Origin of the sequence: Algoriphagus marinus (assembly GCF_001936475.1) — a bacterium.
Taxonomy (GTDB): domain Bacteria; phylum Bacteroidota; class Bacteroidia; order Cytophagales; family Cyclobacteriaceae; genus Algoriphagus; species Algoriphagus marinus.
The window spans coordinates 479,994-501,086 of sequence record NZ_MSPQ01000001.1 but is presented as its reverse complement, the minus strand read 5'-3'; the positions used below and the strand labels follow the sequence as shown (position 1 = coordinate 501,086).

The 21,093-nt window shown below is 39.2% G+C and carries 19 protein-coding genes; 8 read left to right on the top strand and 11 right to left on the bottom strand.

The window, feature by feature from the left end; translation table 11 throughout:
- The first annotated feature begins 189 nt into the window (after positions 1-189).
- Entirely contained in the window at positions 190-921 is a 732-nt protein-coding gene (gene rluF / locus BVC88_RS02165) for a 23S rRNA pseudouridine(2604) synthase RluF (protein WP_075348997.1), read from the top strand.
- A 33-nt stretch (positions 922-954) separates the two neighbouring features.
- Here rluF and BVC88_RS02160 read toward each other — a convergent pair whose 3' ends face one another.
- Both BVC88_RS02160 and BVC88_RS02155 read right to left on the bottom strand, forming a co-directional pair.
- Complete coding sequence (locus tag BVC88_RS02160) at positions 955-1,596, bottom strand: hypothetical protein (protein WP_075348996.1); 642 nt, start codon at positions 1,594-1,596, stop codon at positions 955-957.
- 20 nt (positions 1,597-1,616) lie between these two features.
- The gene (locus tag BVC88_RS02155; protein ID WP_075348995.1) at positions 1,617-2,186 is read right to left on the bottom strand and encodes an outer membrane beta-barrel protein; all 570 of its coding nucleotides are present in this window, start codon (positions 2,184-2,186) and stop codon (positions 1,617-1,619) included.
- 294 nt (positions 2,187-2,480) lie between these two features.
- Between BVC88_RS02155 and BVC88_RS02150 the strand changes: the two genes are divergently transcribed.
- Positions 2,481-3,932 (top strand): helix-turn-helix domain-containing protein, encoded by a 1,452-nt coding sequence (locus BVC88_RS02150; RefSeq protein ID WP_175574363.1) that lies wholly within the window; start codon positions 2,481-2,483, stop codon positions 3,930-3,932.
- Between the two features lie 214 nt (positions 3,933-4,146).
- On the opposite strand, the gene BVC88_RS02145 is transcribed toward BVC88_RS02150, so the two are convergent.
- Genes BVC88_RS02145 through BVC88_RS02135 form a run of 3 tightly spaced genes read right to left on the bottom strand, consistent with a single transcriptional unit; the run spans position 4,147 to position 11,459 of the window.
- A complete protein-coding gene (locus tag BVC88_RS02145; RefSeq protein ID WP_245803572.1) occupies positions 4,147-6,582 on the bottom strand; it encodes an OmpA family protein in 2,436 nt (811 codons plus the stop codon).
- A 2-nt stretch (positions 6,583-6,584) separates the two neighbouring features.
- Positions 6,585-7,559 carry a PorP/SprF family type IX secretion system membrane protein gene (locus BVC88_RS02140; protein WP_075348992.1) on the bottom strand — a complete coding sequence of 325 codons (975 nt, stop codon included), beginning with the start codon at positions 7,557-7,559 and terminating at the stop codon, positions 6,585-6,587.
- A 12-nt stretch (positions 7,560-7,571) separates the two neighbouring features.
- Positions 7,572-11,459, bottom strand: a complete 3,888-nt coding sequence (locus tag BVC88_RS02135; RefSeq protein WP_175574362.1) for a DUF7507 domain-containing protein — start codon at positions 11,457-11,459, stop codon at positions 7,572-7,574.
- 513 nt (positions 11,460-11,972) lie between these two features.
- On the opposite strand from BVC88_RS02135, the gene BVC88_RS02130 reads away from it, so the two are divergent.
- Positions 11,973-13,409, top strand: a complete 1,437-nt coding sequence (locus tag BVC88_RS02130; RefSeq protein ID WP_075349424.1) for an aldehyde dehydrogenase family protein — start codon at positions 11,973-11,975, stop codon at positions 13,407-13,409.
- A 10-nt stretch (positions 13,410-13,419) separates the two neighbouring features.
- Complete coding sequence (locus BVC88_RS02125; protein ID WP_075348990.1) at positions 13,420-14,283, top strand: alpha/beta hydrolase; 864 nt, start codon at positions 13,420-13,422, stop codon at positions 14,281-14,283.
- Between the two features lie 33 nt (positions 14,284-14,316).
- Here BVC88_RS02125 and BVC88_RS02120 read toward each other — a convergent pair whose 3' ends face one another.
- Together BVC88_RS02120 and BVC88_RS02115 are read right to left on the bottom strand one after the other, a co-directional pair.
- The gene (locus tag BVC88_RS02120; protein WP_075348989.1) at positions 14,317-14,550 is read right to left on the bottom strand and encodes a hypothetical protein; all 234 of its coding nucleotides are present in this window, start codon (positions 14,548-14,550) and stop codon (positions 14,317-14,319) included.
- Complete coding sequence (locus tag BVC88_RS02115) at positions 14,525-15,127, bottom strand: RNA polymerase sigma factor (RefSeq protein ID WP_075348988.1); 603 nt, start codon at positions 15,125-15,127, stop codon at positions 14,525-14,527. Before BVC88_RS02115 ends, BVC88_RS02120 begins: the two co-directional genes overlap by 26 nt.
- A 348-nt stretch (positions 15,128-15,475) precedes the next feature.
- Here BVC88_RS02115 and BVC88_RS02110 point away from each other — a divergent pair, with 348 nt between their 5' ends.
- Positions 15,476-15,826 carry a DUF3127 domain-containing protein gene (locus BVC88_RS02110; protein WP_075348987.1) on the top strand — a complete coding sequence of 117 codons (351 nt, stop codon included), beginning with the start codon at positions 15,476-15,478 and terminating at the stop codon, positions 15,824-15,826.
- A 10-nt stretch (positions 15,827-15,836) separates the two neighbouring features.
- Positions 15,837-16,301, top strand: coding sequence for a hypothetical protein (locus BVC88_RS02105; RefSeq protein WP_075348986.1), 465 nt, complete (start codon positions 15,837-15,839; stop codon positions 16,299-16,301).
- Here the strand turns inward: BVC88_RS02105 and BVC88_RS21260 are convergent.
- From BVC88_RS21260 to BVC88_RS02090, 4 genes are read right to left on the bottom strand one after another with little or no spacing between them, the layout of a single operon-like run.
- Positions 16,298-16,447, bottom strand: a complete 150-nt coding sequence (locus BVC88_RS21260) for a hypothetical protein (protein WP_175574355.1) — start codon at positions 16,445-16,447, stop codon at positions 16,298-16,300. The genes BVC88_RS02105 and BVC88_RS21260 overlap by 4 nt on opposite strands.
- Before the next feature lie 7 nt (positions 16,448-16,454).
- Positions 16,455-16,970 carry a 5-(carboxyamino)imidazole ribonucleotide mutase gene (gene purE / locus BVC88_RS02100; protein ID WP_075348985.1) on the bottom strand — a complete coding sequence of 172 codons (516 nt, stop codon included), beginning with the start codon at positions 16,968-16,970 and terminating at the stop codon, positions 16,455-16,457.
- Positions 16,967-18,106: a 5-(carboxyamino)imidazole ribonucleotide synthase gene (locus BVC88_RS02095; protein ID WP_075348984.1), complete on the bottom strand. Its 1,140-nt coding sequence runs from the start codon at positions 18,104-18,106 to the stop codon at positions 16,967-16,969. Before BVC88_RS02095 ends, purE begins: the two co-directional genes overlap by 4 nt.
- Positions 18,107-18,158: 52 nt before the next feature.
- Positions 18,159-19,922: a MutS-related protein gene (locus BVC88_RS02090; protein WP_075348983.1), complete on the bottom strand. Its 1,764-nt coding sequence runs from the start codon at positions 19,920-19,922 to the stop codon at positions 18,159-18,161.
- 113 nt (positions 19,923-20,035) lie between these two features.
- On the opposite strand from BVC88_RS02090, the gene BVC88_RS21255 reads away from it, so the two are divergent.
- Both BVC88_RS21255 and BVC88_RS02085 read left to right on the top strand, forming a co-directional pair.
- The gene (locus BVC88_RS21255; RefSeq protein ID WP_175574361.1) at positions 20,036-20,200 is read left to right on the top strand and encodes a hypothetical protein; all 165 of its coding nucleotides are present in this window, start codon (positions 20,036-20,038) and stop codon (positions 20,198-20,200) included.
- A gap of 40 nt (positions 20,201-20,240) precedes the next feature.
- Positions 20,241-21,074: a hypothetical protein gene (locus tag BVC88_RS02085; protein ID WP_075348982.1), complete on the top strand. Its 834-nt coding sequence runs from the start codon at positions 20,241-20,243 to the stop codon at positions 21,072-21,074.
- Positions 21,075-21,093 lie beyond the last annotated feature (19 nt).

The window sequence follows — 21,093 nt, the reverse complement described above, 5'->3', positions numbered from 1 at the left end:
TTACAAAAGGAGCTGACAGCCAAATACGCGCTATCAGCTCCTTTTATTTTGATATTTTAAAAAATATCAATTGGTTAAAGTCTAAATAAACTGTTGGCATGATTTCAATGTTTGTAAGTCTCATGTTCCGAATTTGGGACTAAGAATCATAAGCGAAATCTTAACTTACGGGATCAAAACATCTTAACCGTGGAAAACGAATCTTACATCCGAATCAATAAATACTTGAGTGAAGTGGGTTTTTGTTCCAGAAGAGAAGCGGATAAACTTTTGGAACAGGGACGAATCACTTTGAATGGTAAAATTCCCGAACTCGGCACCAAGGTCGGTCCAAAAGATCAAGTCGCGGTAGATGGTGAAAACGTGGGTAGACCTATCCAAAATCACACCTATATCGCATTTAATAAGCCGGTGGGCATTGTATCAACCACTGATGTCAAAGGTGAAAAGGATAATATCATTGATTTTATCGGGCATCCTCAGCGGATTTTCCCGATAGGTAGATTAGATAAGGACAGCGAAGGGTTGATTTTTCTTACGAGTGAAGGTGACATTGTTAATAAGATCCTTCGGGCTAAAAACAACCATGAGAAAGAATACATTGTCACGGTAGATCGTCCGGTAAATGATGAATTTATTCGAAGAATGGGAGCCGGAATTCCTATTCTGGATACAGTCACAGATCCATGTAAAGTAGAACGAATCAGCAAGTTTAAATTCCGGATAACACTTACTCAGGGATTAAATCGTCAGATCCGCCGAATGTGCGAGTACTTGGGATTCAAAGTGGTTCAACTCAAGCGAATCCGAATTATGAACATTCATTTGGACCTACCAGTCGGAAAATGGAGAGACTTGACAGAAAAGGAATTAGCTGAATTAAATTCTTTGATTGCAAATAGTTCGAAGACTTTTGATTAATCCACGATTCAATCAAATTCTAATTAAACAGAATCAATAGAAAGAATAAGATTCTTGACTTTCCCAATCCAAAATCTTATTCATGTTATCCAGATCTCTAGAATATACCTCCAAAGTAGATGGGTTAGATGGATATCCCTGTCCATCAAATTGCAGCAATCTGTTTTCACCTCCACTAAATATGACCAGATCATTCCATCCCTTAGATTTATCTGTAATCACGTAAACAGGATAGTCCACTACAGTAAACCGAGTAATGACATCTCCATGATCGGAGAGTAAAAGCATCGTACATCCTCCAGAGCCACAGAAAAAAGGTCCAGTTAGTCCAACAAAAATTTCCTTCTTCCCATCCTGATTCAAATCGAACTGGCTGTATTTGAATTGCCTGCTCAAGGTATCTAAATACCCTTTTTCAATATCTTCCTTAAATAAATCCTTTAATGTAATTTTAATGAGGTGCTGAATGTTTTCTTGATCATCTTGAGTAAACCTTAGTTCTTCAGAATCCAATAAATCAGGAAGCTGTTCCTCAGCTATTTCTGAACTATCAGACCTAGTAGTGTTGCTACAGCTAAAGAAAACTAAAGCAAGTAAAGGGGTTAGGAGTCGAAGTGTATTCACGGATATAGGTAAAGAGGAAAAAAAGGGGATAAAATAGTTATCCCCATTCATTATTTAGAAAGCCGAGCTCATTAGAATCTCAATCCTGCGGTAAGAAAAAATCCTTTCGTTTTTCCAAGATCAATCTGATTCACATCAGTCTGTACATTTGTTAATGACCACTGATACGAAGCATCCAAGTAGAAAATTGCGATATCTAAGCCAGCCCCAGCTAAAACTCCCCACTGAGGAGATTCGATATCATCAGTACTCAAAAATTCGCTACTTGTACCTGTCACGAAATAGCCAGAAGCTCCGCCAAAAACTCGAAGGCCAGCAAAAGAATCAGCATTGCCTAAAACGTCCAACCCTACTACCACTGGAACACGAATTCCACTGTAGCTAGCATCAGTAACTGGTCCTTGGTTTACAGTGGAGTACTCAAAAGAATTGGTTTGATAGAATACTCCTGGCTCGAAATAAAATTTTTCTCCAAAAGCAACACTCGCACCAAGTTGCCAACCTATTTGTCCAGAAGCATTTGAGCCCTTTCCGGTCACGTTTGTTGAATTGATCCCAATTCCTGGTTTAATCTGAGTCTGGGCCTTTACGCAAAAAACTGTTAGGCTAAGTGCGATGGTTAATATCCATAGTTTTTTCATAATAAATAGTTTAAAGTTCTAATTGAAATTTCGTCAATTCAGAAATAACAGCAGTTTTATTATTAATTTTAAAAATAACAGTTCCAGTTTTTTTTATAAACAGCGTTATTTTAATCTGTTATTTATGAAGATATGAAGACAATAATTATATATTTTCTGCTCATTTTTTCCCCGTTCCCTGTTTTTTCGCAAGACACATTATTCGTCAACAAACACCATTTCAATAGCCCCGTTCAAAATATTTTTAGGGCCAAGGAGACAATTTTTGCAAAAACGACAACTAAACTATTCCAGTTGAATGATAAGGAGTGGGTTCCAATTGATCAAGATTTTTCAAAACCCTATGTGTTCTATAAGGATAATTTTTATGAATCTGACTTTATCCCCAAATCCGAATTATTTGAAATAGGCCCCATGAAGGAACTTATACCGCAAAAAGGGAGGTTCATTGCAACTGCGGCAAGAGCTGGATCAAGATTTTTTGTAGCCAGTGGAAGCGAATTATTCGAATACGAAATTAGGGAGCACTATTCGCGTTCTTACTTCAATATGTCCATCCGTGATATTTATATAGAGGATGGATTAAAGGTCATTTCAACCTATTCGGGGATCTACGTCAATGACACTATTTTACTGAGTAGCCCAAATTACTCCAATGGTCCACTTGCAAAGATAGACTCTTCATACTATTTGGTTTGGGACGAGATCAGTAATTTCTATCCTCCAGACTCTTCCAAAGTCATTCCAAACGGGACTAGTTTGTTTGCGGGAAAAGCCAGAAAACTAATTCCCTGGAATGACCAAACTTTTGCCCTTCATACACAATCAGTATCCATGGTCCTTCCCGAATTTCAACTCAAGCCTATTCATCAGGGATTAGAATATTTGGATCTGGAAATATATCGGGATGGCCTTATCTTTTCAACCATTCAAGGGCTTTGTCTGCGATGGGACGGAACAAAAGTCGATACATTGGCTAAAATCCCATCTAGGATCAGAGATTTATTCCCAATTGGGAATAGACTTTTATTAGCTTCTGACCTTGGGGTTTACGAGTTAAATAATGGAGACAAAAACAGTCTGAAGAAAATTGCAAATACCCTAAATAGCGTAATGACTACTTTGGATGATTTCGGGAATCTCTGGATAGCAACAGAAAATGGTCTTCATGTTCTTACTCCAAATTATCCAGATCCCATTGTTATTATTCCTAATGTAGAATTTAACAGGGAAGCTCTATTGCTTTCTGGGGAATTACTTTATATAGGTGCAGTAGATGGATTATATACCCTAAATACATATGAAATTGAAAAATCCTATTTACCCAATCTCCTTAGTTCAGTGGAAATTCCTTTACAGGAGAGGAAGTCAAGTTGGATAATTGCAGGCTTTATTGCTTTAATCTTATTGTTGACTTGGTATTATATCACCTTTAGAAGGTCCAAAAAGAGCATGGTTAATTCAAGTCTATCCAATAAAAATGAATGGGACCTAAATGATTTGGAAAACCAAATCTTAGAACAAAGAATATTTACAGTGGAAAATTTAGCCGAGTATCTGGAAACAAATCCCGTTCAGTTAAATAGAAATTTTAAAAAAATGGGCACTACTCCTGGTAAATTCCTAAAAAAAATAAAGTTAAAGCAGGCCCAAGAATTCCTCAAATCAGGTTTGTCTTTGGAGGAAATTGCATCTAAAATTGGTTACTCAGTTAAATTCTTAAAAAATGAATTGAATTTAGATTAAGGTCCTAAAATAGAACATAGACAAATCTCCCATTTCCAATCATGATTATATCATGAGATAAAACCTGATATTGATCTTTTTTTAACTATTTGTCAATTTTCAAAAATTTCTATATAAGTATTTATTAACCATTAGGTTTTGCCAAATAAAGGGGCTTCTACAATTTGCAGAAGCCCCTTTATTTATTTCAATGGTTTTAAGCATAATAAAAACCCTATTCCTCCATAGTATCTACTTTCTTCTTTATTCCAGTGTACCCAAAAGTGGTCTTACCAAGCTTCAACTCTGTTCGTCGGTTCAGCTGATGCATCGCCTCGGTACAGGTCACTTCGTTGCAGTTATGGATCGGCTGAGTCTCCCCAAACCATTCGTAATCCAGTCTATTCTCCTCTACCCCACGCTTCTTCAGGTACTCCATTACCACTTCACTGCGCTTTTCGGACAGCTTCTCATTGTAAGCTTCGTCGCCTCGCTGGTCTGTATGACCTCCGATGAACAGCATCAAGTTTGGCATCCGGTTCAGCATCACTGCCGTTCTTTCCAGCTCCAACTTATCCGCTGATCTTAACATGCTCTTGTCAAAGTCAAAGTAGATCGTCGGGATAGCTCTCAGGTCCCGCTGGATTAGATCCATGATCTGCTCTGGATCGCAATAGTCCAGATTCTTCAACCCCTCAGGAATGTCGTAGTTCTTACTCGGATCAGGGAAAGCCTCAAGCAATAACTCTGATCTTCTGTTTAGCTGATGAGCTGGCTCTGGACATGGCTTACCATTTCCGCAATCATTCACCAAGTTTTGCTCTCCATACCACTCTAAGCGGATTCGATCCGCAGAGATGTTATGTTGTGCCATGTATTCGGTCACTGCCTTGGCTCGCTCATTAGATAGTCTAATATTATATTCATCACTCGCTCTGGAGTCCGTGTGTGAGGACACCAATAAATCCAGGAATGTATATTGGTTCATCAACTGTCCCAACTTGTCCAAAGCTGGCTTTGCATCGTCTCTTATCTTAAACTTGTCCAGATCATAATAGATAATGTCAACATACACCGGCAACTGATAAGGAATCGGAATCAACTTATATACTCGCTTGATAGTGTCTCCCTCAAAACCTTTTGTACTGATTGCATCGTCGGTCACACTGAAGTAACCCGGCTTGCTAATCGTGATACTAAAATCACTCTCCGGCTCCAGTTCTGAGCGAAGGGTACCATCTCCATTTCTATAGGTCTGTACTGTTCCTCCCTGGGTCTTGTCGGTCAAAGTAGCCAAATAGCTATCGCTGATGATCACACCTTGACAGTCGATTACTCTTGCCAAAAATGCTTTATACACATCCTCAATCTGATAAATATCGTCCAGTCCCATTCCTTCTTTACGATTGGAAGAAAGATAAATTTCCTTATTGTCTAACTCCCTATAGGCAAAGTCATCTGCGATTGAGTTGATTGGCATACCCATATTTCTCACGTTGCTCAAGAGATTTGCTGCGCTGTAGTCTGCAACAAAAACATCCATACCGCCCATGCCTTTGTGTCCAGTGGAGCTGAAATAGAACTTGCCTCCTCTTCTAAAGGCATAGCTCTCATCACCTGCGGTGTTTACCTCTGGGCCTAGATTGATTGCGGGTCCAAAGGTCATATTCTCATCGTATTCGGAATAGTACAAGTCATAGCCTCCCATAGCTAGTGAATCAGGCATATCGGAGGTGAAGTACAAGCGCTTTGCTTCTTCATCCACAAAGGGATGCATCACTGAGTAACCCGTCGAATCATTAAACGGTACCGGAAAGAACCCTTCCAGCCGGCCTGATTCATTCAAGATACTGTAATATATCTCCGGACTGACTTCCACGTTTCTGTTTTTCTTTTCCTTAGTAATTCCTCTGGTTACCGAATAAAACATCAGACCTGCTTCCTTTGCATAGCTAGGATCTGCGAAGTTGTAGGTATTCGGTACATTCGAGATCATCTCGCTTATCGCTCCAGTGCTGTCCTGTCTGTAGACACTGAAGTATTCTCTACCAGTATTGTCTTGCTTCTCCTCACTGAAAATCTTGTTTCTTCCATCAATTCGGATTCCTGGCATTTTGTCAACAAACTCACCACCTCTGTCGGAGGTGAAGTAAACATTCCCGCTTACATCCCTAGCATACGTGAAGTCTGAACCCGCTGAGTTTAATTCAGTCATCGGCTCCAGTTTTACTTTTCTCAGTCCAGGGATCTGGGAATAAAATGGTCGTTTTGCCAATAACTCTTGAACTGCAGAACTATCTGCAGAACTATATACCTTTGCCGTAAGTAAGGCCTTCGCCTCATTCAGGTTGCCACTTAGTTCTGCCGAACGCAAGAAGCTTGCATATACTTTTGGACTTGCTTCCTCGTAGCCGATTGCAGTTTTCCACCACACATATGAATTGTCATAGTCCCGTAACTCATCGTAGCTTTCTGCTACTTTGGTGGCAGTCTCCATCTTGGGCTTTTTCGCATAAGCTTGCTGGTACAATGTTGATGCTGTTTTATAGTTCTTCTCTACCTTCATCAACGAATCGGCATACCGAATCTTACTTTTCTGAGCTTGCGTGATTCCTACCGATCCAAAGATCAGCAGGGCACTTAGTATGACTTGTGTTGCTATCTTTTTCATAATCAGAACCATCTTTGATTTTTCATTACCGCTTTTCTAGGAATCATATAGAAGCCTACCGAAAGCTCATGAGAATTATTTCGGTATGCATTCAGCACATTTAGGTTATGATCATAAGCATAACCAAGTCGTAAACGCTCTGTAGGGAAAATCTCTATAATCGCAGCTACAGCATTACGCTTATTTAGACCGTCTTGCAAATTATCATTCCAGATCTTCATATTGCTTCGATAACTTCCACCTACCCAAAGCCGCTCCATAAACAGGAACATTGCGTTGATATCATAACTCGTAGGAGCACCTTTTACTTCCTTGATCAGAAAGCTAGGCTTAAACTTTACATTAGTTGAAAGATCGAACAAATACCCGGCAGTCAAATAATAGTGAAAATCATGATATGCCAAGGCCACATCTTCTTTTTCCAAGGCTTTCTTCCCAACCATATTATACACACTGAATCCAGCATAAAACTTCTTATTATGGAAAAACAAACCGGAGTTCAGATTCGGTGTCAGCAAGTTGATTCGACCCTCTGGGATTTCTGAGTCAGGAAAATCATTTGGATCCAGCATCGAACCATCGATCGAGTATTGTGAAAAACCCGCACTCACACCCAAACCTAAGTAGCTATTTGTTCCAGTCTGGATCCGATATGCATAGGTAAGCAGGCCTCCTGTGGTTTTTGCCGGTCCAAGGTTATCACTCATTAGCGATACTCCAAAACCCATTGTTCCTTCATTGGCACTCAAGTCCGCTGTCACGGTAAACGTCTCAGGAGCTCCTGGGAAATTTACCCACTGACTTCGATACGTACTCTGGATGTAGGGTTCCCCTTTGTAACCCGCATATCCCGGATTGATATGCAACCCATTGAAAATATACTGGCTAAACTGGGGAAGCTGCTGTCCAAAAGTAACCCCACTGACCATAAAGGTCAGTATGAAGGCTAGTCCTGTGATTTTAAAAGTCATTTTCATATCGCTTCGATTTTATTCTTCGTTCTTTATTACCTGAATCCAGCCTTTATACACATGGCTTTTCCCAGCTTTATCTACTGTGGTCAAAATGTAGAAGTAAGTACCAGCCACTTGACCAGGTGCGTCCCAATCATTCTGATAATTCTCTCTCTCGAAGACATGGTCACCATATCTATTAATAATCACAATCTCATTGCTTACAAACTTGCCAAGACCTTTGATCTCGAATGAATCGTTGTCTCCATCTTGATTTGGTGTGATCACATTAGGAATTCTGAACGGTATGACCTGATTCACATCATCGCCTTGATTATCGAGCTCGTTGGTGTCATCTTCATCCGAGCTCACTCCAACCAAGTTGGTAATTGTCCCTGCATCGCCAGCCTGAACTTTAACTCGTATCACTACCACTCCATCAGCTGGTAAAAACGGAATAGTCCAGGTGATTCGACTACCTGTGACTGCCGGTGCTCCCACTTGTATTTGACTGTCATTTACGCTTACAATGGTTGAACTTAAATATGTAAGCCCATTGGGAAGATCATCTATTAATACCACATTGGTTGCTGGAGTACCTCCAATATTACTCAAGGTAATCTCATACTCGAATTCATCTCCTTCATAGACTTCTGCCTCGAAGCTGGTCTTCACCACCGCAAGATCCACTTGATCATTTATGATTGTAATGTTGACTGTAGCCTGATCCTGATTATCCGGGAAGGCTGTCTCGCTCAAGACATAAGTGAGGGTGTAGGTTCCAGCTGGATTCAAGCCAGGAATCAAAGTGAGTACTCCATTTTCATCTACTGATACACCCAGCAAGCCTCCAAAGTCAATGAATATGATATCCACATCTGCTGGATCTGGTTCTTGACCATCAAGAAGATCATTAGTCAGAATATTACCCAAAACTCCTCCATAGCTCAGGAAGTAAGTTCCAAAGTCATCATCATTAGCAATGATCTCGATTTCTTCATCCAAACATCTCCAACCAAAGTCCATATCTAGGAAGACTTTATCCGTTGAGCTCGTAGTTCTAGTAATGCTACCCTCTGTGGTCAAACCACATTGCTCTTCAATTCGGACCCCATTTATATCTGTCATTCTACTTCCAGAGCCCGGAAGAACAGTTACTTTATTAAAGCTCCTCATGAAAGATGCCTGATCTTTAATAAAGTTATCGACAATCATGGTTGCAGTATATTCCCCTGAGCCAGCATCTGGTCTAGATCTCCAATAGCCAAGGATCCCTACAATGATATCTTCTTCAAAACTATTTGGTCCAGTGACTTTAATGTTTGCGCTCTGATCATTTCCGAATCCTGCTTTATTCAATTCACCTTCATTCTCAGGACCATCATATCTTCCATCACCATTTAGATCAAACCATTCCCATGCTCTTATATTAATAGGAGTGCTATTAATTGGGTTTTGAGTGACTTGGCCATCCCCGTCAGCATCAAACCATTCATTTTGGATTCCATCACCGTTCAGATCATACCATACGAAATCTCCTAATACTATTCCATCGTAGATCTCATACCTAAAGTCTTTGACCTGAAATTCACAAACTTCAATTAAAGTAAAGAACAAAGAGCTTTCTACCGGATAAAGACCTCTAGAGCTATTTAAATTAGCATCCTGAACCTGTACTAGGTACTGTCCAGGAACAAAATCCTTGAATATATACCTACCATCTTCCCCTGTTACTACGATTAGCTGTTCACCAATTGTCCCCTCTTGTGGAAGCAATGTGACAGGTACCCCGGCTAATGGCTCTCCAGTCAAATTATTTAAAATGACGCCTGTGATTAGCGTATTATCTAAGCAGTCTACCGTGACGATTTCCTCATCCTCATCCTTAACATCTTCATCTCCACCGTTTGGATCTATTGCCGAGACTACAGCAACATTGACAATTTTTCCCTCCAAAAGATCCGTGAGAGTCACTGAATAAGTAGTAGAAAAAGTTTTAGAATCGCCTGGCACCAATTCATCTATCATGTCTACGAAACCAGTAAGAGGATCCATAACATCGATATTAGTCAAGGGAAGGTTTCCGGTATTGGTCACTGTCAAAGTATATGTGATTATCTCACCTTCTTCAGATACAACTTTTTTATCTGCCACTTTTTCAATACTCAAACTTGGTGTTAGTGTACAGTTTATGAAAGACAAAGTTACAGTGGCCATCGATGCCAGTGTACATGGTGAAGTTGGAGCTACTGTGTAGGTGTACACATTGCCTACATTTGTCCAAATCCCACCTGGAGTTGGATTTCCTTCTAGGGAACCAAACAGCAATGCATCATCTAGACTAGTACCCTCACAAATAGTCAGAGTTCCATTTCCTCCTGCGCTTTTAATTTCGGTTACCTCAATGGATATTTCATCAGTTTTTGAGGCACATTCTTGTGCTCCTTCTACTGATACTGTGAGTCTATATATTGAACTTCTTGTGACATTTTCCAGCACTAATTTCGTTTTATCACCATCTGAATCCGTCACTGTTTCCCATCCGGAATCGGTCTGTCTTTCCCATAGGTAGATATAATTTAACTCAGTAGTCGTTAAAGTATCTGTGAGGTTTGAGGTAATCAAAGCAGAGCTCCCTTCGCAAATATTTGTGTCAGACGACTCCAACTCGACATTATGTGCATAAACGTTAACAACTTTCTCCGAAACCACTCTACAGTTAGAATTTATTAACGTTTCGTTGCTTGCTGCAACTAGTACCCTAAATTCAAAACTCTCGTTTGGGTCTAAATTCAAATATGGGTTTGGAAAAGATACCGTAGCGTCCACATCAGAGTTTACAATCGAACTACCAATGTTAATCCAACTAGAAGTAGCACCAACTGGCCGATATTGGAGTTGAAAATGATTTTCAAAGAAAGGGTATAGCGAATTTATTGTTCTTGCTCTCAAAAGTGGATCATCACCCGGACAAATTGCATCTGCCGATTCCAGTATAGCTTCAGGCCCAAGAGGCGAAAAACTGATATCGTCAATGGCCAAATCGTTTCCATATTGATTGGGAACTACATTCGTGATTTCTAAGAATACACCTGTTTGATCTGAAGGAAGCTGAAAATCAAATTTAAGCTCATACCAATTATGTCTAGGCTTGACCTCACTGTCAGTGGTAGTTCGGGAGGAAATCAATTCCCCTTTTGAACCATCACTATTTACTCTAAAAATATCGAATCGAACTCTTGGATGGGCACTACTTTCCAAGCCACCTCCACCATCAGGTTCTTGCTCATCAGAGGTGTTTAAATCAATTATCCAAGTTGAAAATCTAAAATAATCTCCTCCACACAGTCCTTCGATTTTTCTAGTAAAATAGGTCGTCGTAGAACTATGAGCATCTACCAACAGCATGTAGCCATTTTCATCATCTGTATGATCAGGACTTGAAACAAAATATTCATTATAATAACCTCGAGTGTCAGTTACTATTGAATAGCCACCTTTACCACCTTCAGGAGGAAGTCCTATGGAATTTTCCAGATAATCGACATAGGCCGGACCCCAGTTTCCATCAATTACTGACTGAGGTAGCGGAAGTGTATAACCTCTTCCATCTCCAAGCGGGGTAATTTCGATTTTTCTGGAAAACAATTCATGAGATTTCTGATAATCTGTTTTCTGGCTTTCAATGTTAGTCCAAAGTGCCGGTGAGAAAAAGTCAATTGAGTTTATATACGAAAGTCCTTGTCTTTTAAAATACACATCAGCTCCGGCTCCATCGTTGAAGGAATCTTCCTCGGCTGGGTTATCTCCAACCTTCCCAAAAGTTTCAAGAAAAATCGGATCGCCAATTCCACTTTGAGAAAATCCTGAACTTATGTTTGAAAAAAATAACAGAAGAATTACTCCAATTTTTAATAAGTTCATCGGACCATAAGATTTATTTCTTTTCAAAACCCCCTTCCACAAAAAATGGATTCGGATGAAATGACTAGTGGATGAAATGTCCATATCGTTTTATTTTAAAATTTCTTGTTCGTAAACTTATTTGTATAATACACTCACTATCATTTACTTAATGCTTTAAAAAAATTTATTATAAATCGCCCATTTGTTTTTTTAGGAGTTGATTTTCATCACTTAAAAAAACTTAATACAACAAAAATTTCTATTCATAATAATTCACTACAGGTAAAAATACACTTTATTGTCTTTCATACCCTTCTTTTTTGATTTGTAATACAATTTTTTTAATGTGAAACAATATTTTAAACATTCAAAAAATCTCTGAGAGTTGAGGGTTATGGTTTAAAATGAAGTAGATTTTTTTGATACTCATCAAAAAACAAAATCAAAACCTAATCTGAATTTACATCCATGTATCTTAAGGAAGGTTTTATCTACTTCCGGATTATTCTATTTCCCAAACTCCTAAAATCAATGGCAACCTTATCTGAAAATTCAATTGAACCAGAAGTTTTCTTAAGCACCTTTCTTTTACAAAAGAAGACCGCTAATTCTTGGAGAATTTCAACTGCATCAGATCGCATTTCGCGCCTAAAAAGTATTCGTGAATGGATAAAAGAACATCAAAAGGATATTCAAGAAGTATTATTGGCTGATTTTCAAAAACCCCCGATCGAAACAGATCTATCGGAAATCTACACTGTGACCTCAGAAATCAACCATGCAATCAAGAATTTAAAAACATGGATGAAACCTAAGTCTGTTTCAACCCCGCTTCCCTTACTTGGGACCAGTGGCAAAATATACTATGAGCCAAAAGGATGTGCCTTGATTATTGCGCCTTGGAATTATCCCTTTAATCTTGCAATAGGCCCGTTAGTTTCTGCCTTAGCCGCAGGATGTACTGCGATCATAAAACCTTCCGAGCTAACGCCAAATACTTCTTCTCTTATTGAGAAAATGATTTCTGAGTTATTTGACCCTTCAGAGGTTGCTGTTTTTCAAGGCGAATCAGAGGTAGCTCAAGAGCTTTTGAAGCTACCCTTTGATCATATTTTTTTTACAGGTAGTCCTGCGGTGGGAAAAATTATAATGAAAGCTGCTGCAGAGAATTTGACTTCGGTCACTTTGGAGCTAGGCGGAAAGTCTCCTGTAATTATTGATCAAGATGCTAATTTGAAGGATGCTGCTGAGAAACTAGTTTTTGGAAAGTTCATCAATTGTGGACAAACCTGCGTAGCGCCAGATTACCTATTAGTACATGAGGAAAGCAAAGAGAAGTTATTGATGGAGCTGAAGGTTGCACTTAAAAACATGTATGATCCAAAATTTAAAGGTATTGACAAGTCACCTGATCTGGCTAGGATAATCAACGATCGGCATTTTGAAAGATTGGTCTCAAGCCTCAAAGAGGGGATTCAAAAAGGGGCGATAATTGAATTTGGAGGGAAATACGATGCGCCTTCCCGATACATTGAACCAACATTGGTCAGCTCCTTAAGCGATGACATGGTTCTTATGGAAGAAGAAATCTTTGGCCCAATCCTTCCAATCAAGACTTTTTCCAAGCTTGATGAGGCCATTTCCTACATTAACGGGAAGCCCAAACCACTTGCGCTTTATTATTTCGGATCAAACACTACAAACTCCGCCCGAGTTATTCAAGAGACGAGTTCTGGCAATGCTATGATCAATGATTGTGTGATTCATTTCCTAGATTTGGAGATGCCTTTTGGAGGGGTAAATAATAGTGGAATAGGCAAAGCTCATGGACATTATGGATTCTTGGCCTTTTCAAATGAAAAGGGAGTGCTGAAGCAACGAGTGGGATTAAATAATGCAACTTTACTTCGACCTCCTTATGGTGCTGCTGCTCAAAAGATTGTCCAATCATTAATCAAATGGTTTTAACCTACCACAAATGAAAATACTTTACCGATCAATCTTCCTACTTTCATTCAGCATTCTACTATGGAACTGTAGCGAGAATACTGAGAGTCCCATGGCAGGTGAATTACCTGCCTTGGATCTTTTTGATCAATCTTATGGCAATGAGACAAATCAACTATTCGATTTATTTCTCCCAAAAGGAAGGTCTAGAGAAAATACACCACTCATTATATATATACATGGTGGGGGATGGATAGATGGAAGCAAGGAAGAATTTCTCCAGTTTAGGCAGTCTTTCCAAAGAGAATTCCCTGAATATGCCATCGCCTCCATTAATTATCGACTTTTTGACTTCTTAACGGGAGACAATAAATTTCCTACACAAGAAAACGACGTGATTGCAGCAGTGAGATCGATTCAATTACAAACTGTGAATTGGAATATCTCTGACCAAATTATCTTGGCTGGTGCCAGCGCTGGGGGTCATTTGGCATTACTTCATAGCTACAAACATCAAACTATTGGAAATATTAAAGCAGTAATTGCATTCTTTCCTCCAAGCGATTTAGTTTCGCTTTATACTTATAATCAAATCACTCAACTCGGCCTTAATGCTTTGCTGGGTGGTAATCCTGAAGAAAAGGCAAGTTCCTATTTAGATTCCAGCCCAAGTAATTTTATCCGGGGGGCGGTAGTTCCTACAATTTTCTTTCATGGGACAAGCGACACCGTAGTACCTGTCTGGCAAAGCGATCTTTTTGCAGACAAACTGAATGCGGTATCAGCTCGATTTGAATACAAGCGAATTGAAAACCAAGGTCATGGATTCAATGATCTGACTTATTCACAAGCATTTAAAGATGCTGCTAGCTTTTTGGAGCAAAATTTAGAATAAAAAAACCCGGACAATGCCGGGTTACCAAGGGATTTAGACTCGCTGGAGTCCCGTAGAATGAGCCATATCTTTAATGGCATTTACTACACTTGCGGAAGGCTGAAGTTGGATTTGATCCACTTGCTCTATTGTGCTCAGCAATTCAATGTATTCTTCCATAAGTGAATCATCACTATGTAAGGCTTGCACCAAGAGTTCTTTTTCTACCTCCTTCATTTCCTGATAGATATACCTGATCAGGTCATTTTGGGTAAATTGTTTTGTCATAGGCAATGTTTAATTGTTTCATTTTTTTTCTAAGATGTATTAAAGCGTACCGCATTCTTCCTAAAGCGGTATTGATACTCACTCCTGTTTGATCCGCAATTTCCTGAAAACTCAAATCCAAGTAATGTCGCATGATCAACACTTCCTTTTGAGCCTCAGGAAGCTCCTCAATGAGGCGCTTTACCAGCTCAATATTATCTTCTCTTATTTGACGATCTTCAACATTTTCCTCTGCAAATCTTAGAGAATTCAACACATTAGACCCGTCTTCCATGACAATGGTAGGATAGCGCTTGGCTTTTCTGAAATAATCAATTGCCAGATTATGTGCTATACGCATCACCCATGGTTGAAATTTCCCCTCCTCATTGTATTTATCTGAGTGAAGTGTATTCACTACCTTGACAAAAACATCTTGAAGCAAGTCTTCCGCAACTTTTTGATCCTTAACGATCAAAACAATGGTAGTGTAAATTTTGCTTTGGTACCGATCTACTAAAAGATCAAAGGCAGCATCACTGCCATTTCGATACTGAGCGATCAATTCGCTGTCCTTAGGACCTATTCGCTTACTCATTTTATAAGTTGGTTTATGATAAACGTAAAGGTCTAGGCCATAGTATCTCTTTAGGGTAAATAAAAATTGTAGTTGCTAAAAGTATTATTTCAATTAGAACTGTGCAAAGAAATTCGAAAGATTTTAATCTTAGAAAGAAATCTTCAGATAAATCAAAAGATTATATCGGACATGATTCGAAAAACCAATCATTTATTTGCAGAATAATTGATTTGACTAATCCCTCAACCAATGATAATGCCAAAGAATGTTAAATACGAATTCAAAATTTGTCTTTTTTTACAAACTCGGACTCCTCAGATTCCTCTTCATTGTGTACATTCGTGATCTAAGAAAAAAAGTAAATCAATGGAATTAAGCGGAAAAGTAATTCAAAAACTACCCGAAGTAGGTGGAAATTCAAAGAGTGGAAACGCTTGGAGAAAACAAGAATTTATTATCGAAACTGAAGGACAATACCCGAAAAAAGTATGTGTTTCACTTTGGGGAGATAAAATAGATCAATTTGCAATTGGGATGGGTGAGCAAGTTACTCTCAGCATTGACGTGGAAAGCAGAGAATATAACGGAAGATGGTATACCGAAGTAAAAGCCTATCGAGTAGATAGAAATGGTGGCGCACCAGCACCTAGCACTTCAGCAATGCCAGATGTGGACACCTTTCATTCAGAAGGTGAAGAGGATAAATTACCTTTCTAAAAAAATTAGTATGTGGGATGATTTTGATGAAGAAGAGGATGCCTGGGATGAGGATGATGAAAGTAGCTTCAGAAAAGAGCACGAAAAAATCTACAAACACCCCCTAATGAAAAAAGCCAAAGATATCCTAGCCCTGACCAGAGCATTGGTCGGGAGCTTGGATGAGGCTAGAAGAGAGCTCTACGGAAGCATCATGCTCCAAGACGCAATGTTGATAAGTTCCAAATTCGCAGCTGCAGAATCCACCTCAGATTTTGTTTCCAAAATGGAAAAAGCTGTTTTTATAAAAGTGCATGCAAAAAACCTCAATGGGATGACCTATCAGCTCGCGATGGAAGAAACCCATGCAGAAGAACATTTAGAATTACTCCGGGCTTCTATAGAAGAATACCGAAAACTTTTTATTGAATGGATTAAAAGCCTAAATCCAAATGAAAAAACAGATGATGGTTGGGGGATTTTTACTAAAAACTAACCCCCAGATCCAAATTGAAATCCCAAATAAGCTCCTCCAAGCATTAGAATAATCGTAATTAAGATTAAAAGTATCAAGACATTCAAAGGAAATTCCCAAGGAACATCTCCAATCTTGAAACGAACAGGTTTTTTCCAATTAATCATCCAAGCACTATTTTTTTAAAAATTCTTTCCACCCTTTTGACTCTATTTCTGCAGCTGATTGCTCCACTTTTTCCTTTAAGGTTTTTTTGAAGGCATCCATCTTTGATCCCACTTCGACATCAAATGATCCAACTATCGAAGCAGCTAGAATCCCAGCATTTTTACCCCCATTAAGAGCCACTGTAGCTACAGGAATACCGCTTGGCATCTGAAGAATAGACAAAATACTATCCCAGCCATCTATGGAGTTAGAGCTTTTTATTGGCACTCCTACCACTGGCAGACTAGTCAACGAAGCCACCATTCCAGGTAAATGTGCAGCTCCTCCTGCTCCTGCTACAATGACTTTCAGACCTCTTTCGCGAGCTGATTCCGCATAATCAATCATCCGCTGAGGAGTTCGATGCGCAGAGACTACTGTTAATTCATAAGAAACTCCCAATTCATCCAGAAATGCTGCGGCCTCTGCCATTATCGGAAGATCGGATTGACTTCCCATGATTATACCTACCTGTGGGTTCATATCGTTGATTTGATTTTAATGAGTTCTTTGATTCTTTGAGCCCTTTTCTTCAAGTTATCCACATTGTCATCGAGCAAAGTCACATGGCCCATTTTTCGAAATGGCTTAGTGATTTTCTTGCCATACAGATGAATATAAACTCCTTTTTCTGCCAATGCTTCTTCTTTTCCTTCGACCAGTACAGGACCCGTAAACCCCTCCTCGCCCAGCAAGTTGATCATTGCTGCAGGACATCTCAACTCAGTATTACCTAGCGGCCAGTTCATCACCGCACGAAGATGCTGCTCAAATTGAGAAGTGAAATTAGCCTCAATGGAATGATGACCACTATTGTGAGGTCTCGGGGCAATTTCATTCACCAAAACTTCCCCATCTTTCGTCACAAACATTTCAACAGCCAAAATCCCAACCATATCCAGTTTGAGAATAACTGCCTTGGCTATTTCACTCGCCCGCTCCGCTATTTCATTACTGATTTCAGCCGGTGCAAAAAGAAACTCAACCAAATTGGCTGTTGGATGAAAAGCACATTCTACGCTTGGATAAACTTCCAAATCTCCATTGGAATTCCGTGCTACTGTCACCGCGATTTCCCGATCAAAGTCAATTAACTTTTCCAATAAACCAGGAGCATCAAAGGCTTTTCCCAAATCCGCTGCTGAACGCAAAACCTGAACTCCGCGTCCATCATAGCCTTCTTTACCAAGTTTATTAACTGCTGGCAAAAACCCCACATTGTGGATAACTTCCGCTTTATCAGCAGTTAAAATGAATTCTGCTGTTGGAATTCCATTAGTCCTATAGAATTCCTTTTGTGCTCGCTTGTCTTGTATCAGTCTTAAAATGTGAGGCTGTGGATAAACTCGCTTTCCCTCTTGCTCTAATTTTTTAAGCGCCTCTGTATTAACACTTTCAATCTCTACAGTAATGACGTCACATTTACTTCCAAATTCATAAACCGTGTCAAAATCCTTAAGAGAACCCACAGTAAAGTCCTGTGCCAAGTCCTTACACGGCGCATTGGGATCGGGGTCTAAAATGTGGATATCTTGATTGTAGTTGATGGCAGATTGGATAAGCATCCGGCCTAGCTGACCTCCACCTAGTACTCCAAGAATGGGTGAATTTGTTTGCATTGCTTAACTGTTTTTCAAAAATAAGACAATCTGAGCTAAGGAAAAACCAAAGCTAATTCTGAAAACGGATTCCCATTAATTCCATCAGCTTGTGTGCATTGAAACTTGGGCAAGCGCCTTCCTTGAGTTTGTAATCAAAATCGATGGATTGATCATGGATCTCGGAGTGGAAGCTGAAGTTTTTCACTTTTGAAATCCGATTTTCTAATTCGGCCAATTCTATATCGTGCGTACTAATTATTCCCAAAGCTTTTGTATCCACAACCTGCCTGATCAAGGCTTCTGATCCGGCGATTCTATCTTCAGTATTTGTGCCTTTCAAGATTTCATCCAAAAGGAAAAAAATTTCTTCTCCTGCTTCAATCCTATCAATCACCAATTTGATTCGACTCAATTCGGCATAGAATGAACTGATGCTTTCTCCCAGATTATCGGTATTCCGCATGCTGGTATAGAGCTGGAAATTCCCAAATCCAAATTTCGCTGCAAATGGCCTCAACCCGAGATTCACCAGAACACAATTTATCCCAAGCGTCCGCATGAAAGTCGTCTTGCCACTCATATTCGAACCAGTTAGCAAGATTATACTGGTAGAAGAATCCTGACTGAAATCATTCGAAACTGCAATCTCAGGCTTAAGTAAGGGGTGAGCTATTTCCAAACCTCTGATTCCTTTTTCTATAGTGATAATCTCCCCTTTTCCTCCAAGCTCATATTGAAATGTTCCCAACGAAATTAACATTTCCCAGAATGCCAATTGCTCAGGAAACTCTGATACCAGTTTCCCGTGATTTTTCTTCCATTTGATCAGTCTTATGTAAAGCAAAAGATCCGTCCAAAAGAAAAGGTTAATTGGAATATATAGAATGTTAATCCGGTTTTGAATCCATAACCCCAATCGATCAAGCTCTTCTAAAAGTAGTGAAGGCTTAGAATTCCCGTTAGAAAAACCGGGCGTAACATTTTGTAATAACTCACTTTGAAATTCCTGTTTTTCCAGTTCTACCATCCAATACCTATAAGTTTTAAGCTGATTTCGTGAAGGAATTTCATCCCCTGCTCTCTTTAAAGATCGAAATACTACCGCCAAAAAGCTCATTCCAACTAAAACCCATATCCCATAAAAACCTGCCGGGATAATTCCTAGATTAGCGAGAACCATCAATATTATCCCTCCTATCGGTCCAAGAACTGCAAAAAACTTGATCCATGATTTCTCCTCTTCATTTGTCTTGAGCCAATTAATCCAAGAATGAATTGATTTTTCATCTCGATAAAATGACGTCCCAATACTTTCCATAGCCTGAAGAAAATCCGGTTTGGTCGACAGCTCATCAATAGCTTCTCGAAATGCTGCGGCTTTTTTCAGATCAAAATCAGAATTTAGAAGTGATGCTAGCTTGTTCTTTCCCTCTTGAGATACAGTATGGTTGAGTAGTTGAAATAGGGAATGATCTCCGAAAAGATCCAAATCATTTGAAAATGGATGTGATTTACTTTGAAATTCGAGACCAGCATCAAAAGATTTCAAGTTTCTGGAATTCCTCAATTGTCTGTTACCATCCATTTTTTCCAAAGAGGAATAAATTGCCTCTTGATCTTTGAGCTGGTTATAGGAAGAAATCAGATAGACAAAAGAAGCTACCGTCCCAAAAAATAAAATAAACCAAATTGGACTTTCAGAAAGACTTAAAATAAAAAAGCCTATTATTCCAAAAAAAGAAAGAACTCTCAAAAAAGAGAGTGTTGTAGTTTTACTTTTCAATTTACCCAATTTCTCGGCTAGCTGTTCCCTTTTAAAATCGAATTCCTTCATGCTCAAAGATAGGAATTGATCTATGCCAAGATTAAAAAAGAGTGGAAGTAAATCACGCAGGATTAAAATCTTTGTGGCATACTATTCGTTTCAAATTCTATAGCTTCAAAACAATGAAAAAAGAAAACAAAACTCCAAAACCTGAATTAGATGAGATTCAGGATTGGGACTTAACTGAAGACTTTGGCATTTTCCCAAGGGATATTTCGTTGACACAAAACATTGGATGCGTGGGAAACAAAAAGAAAGAGCAAGCTCCCAAAGTCAAAAAGGATTAAAATCTTTAACTTAGGATTTTTAAACACACCTATCTAAACTATGAAAAAGCTTTTAACTACTTATGGAATTGGAGCATTGTCGCTTCTAATTTTTTTCCTTTCTGCTTGTAATTCTGACTCTGAAGAGATTTTAAGAGAGCCTGATTTGACCATTGTAAATGATGATTATCTTATCACTCAAGCATTTGAAGATCTGGACAATATCACTCTAACAGCTCTTAATAACAGTGGATTGGGAGCACGAATAACCAAGGATGTTTCACTAACTGAAATTTGTGCCTCTGCGACAGCAAATCTCGATGAGACCGGAAAAAAAATAACAATTGATTTTGGAGCGGGCTGTACCAGTAGCAACGGTATCACCAGAAAAGGTAAAATCATACTTTCTTACTCTGGGAATCTCCTTTTCCCTGGTGCACAAGTGATCACTACCTTCGATGGCTATCACGTCAATGACAAAAAAATCGAAGGGATACGAACTATTACCAATACAGGGATTGATTTTATCGGAGGGACTGTTTCTCTGGCAGTAAAAATAGAAAATGGAAAAATAACTTGGCCTGATAATACATTTGTCACCGTGGCAAGTAACCAAGTTCGAGTAGTTAACCCGGGAGGTGAAGGTTATGAAGCCTCAATTACCGGGACGGCAACTGGGAAAAGCAGAGCAGGAGTCGATTACAGCACCCTTGTAGTTGATCCATTGATTATAAAGCAAACCTGTGTGGAAACTGGCGTATGGGTTCCAGGCGCCGGGACCTTACAATTTCTATTTACAGGAGTAGAAGTGACCGTGGATTATGGAACTGGGGTTTGCGATAAAATCGTGACAATCATCTACCCAGGAGGCTCAAAAGAAGTCACTTTAGATTAAAATCAAGGAAAATTAAATT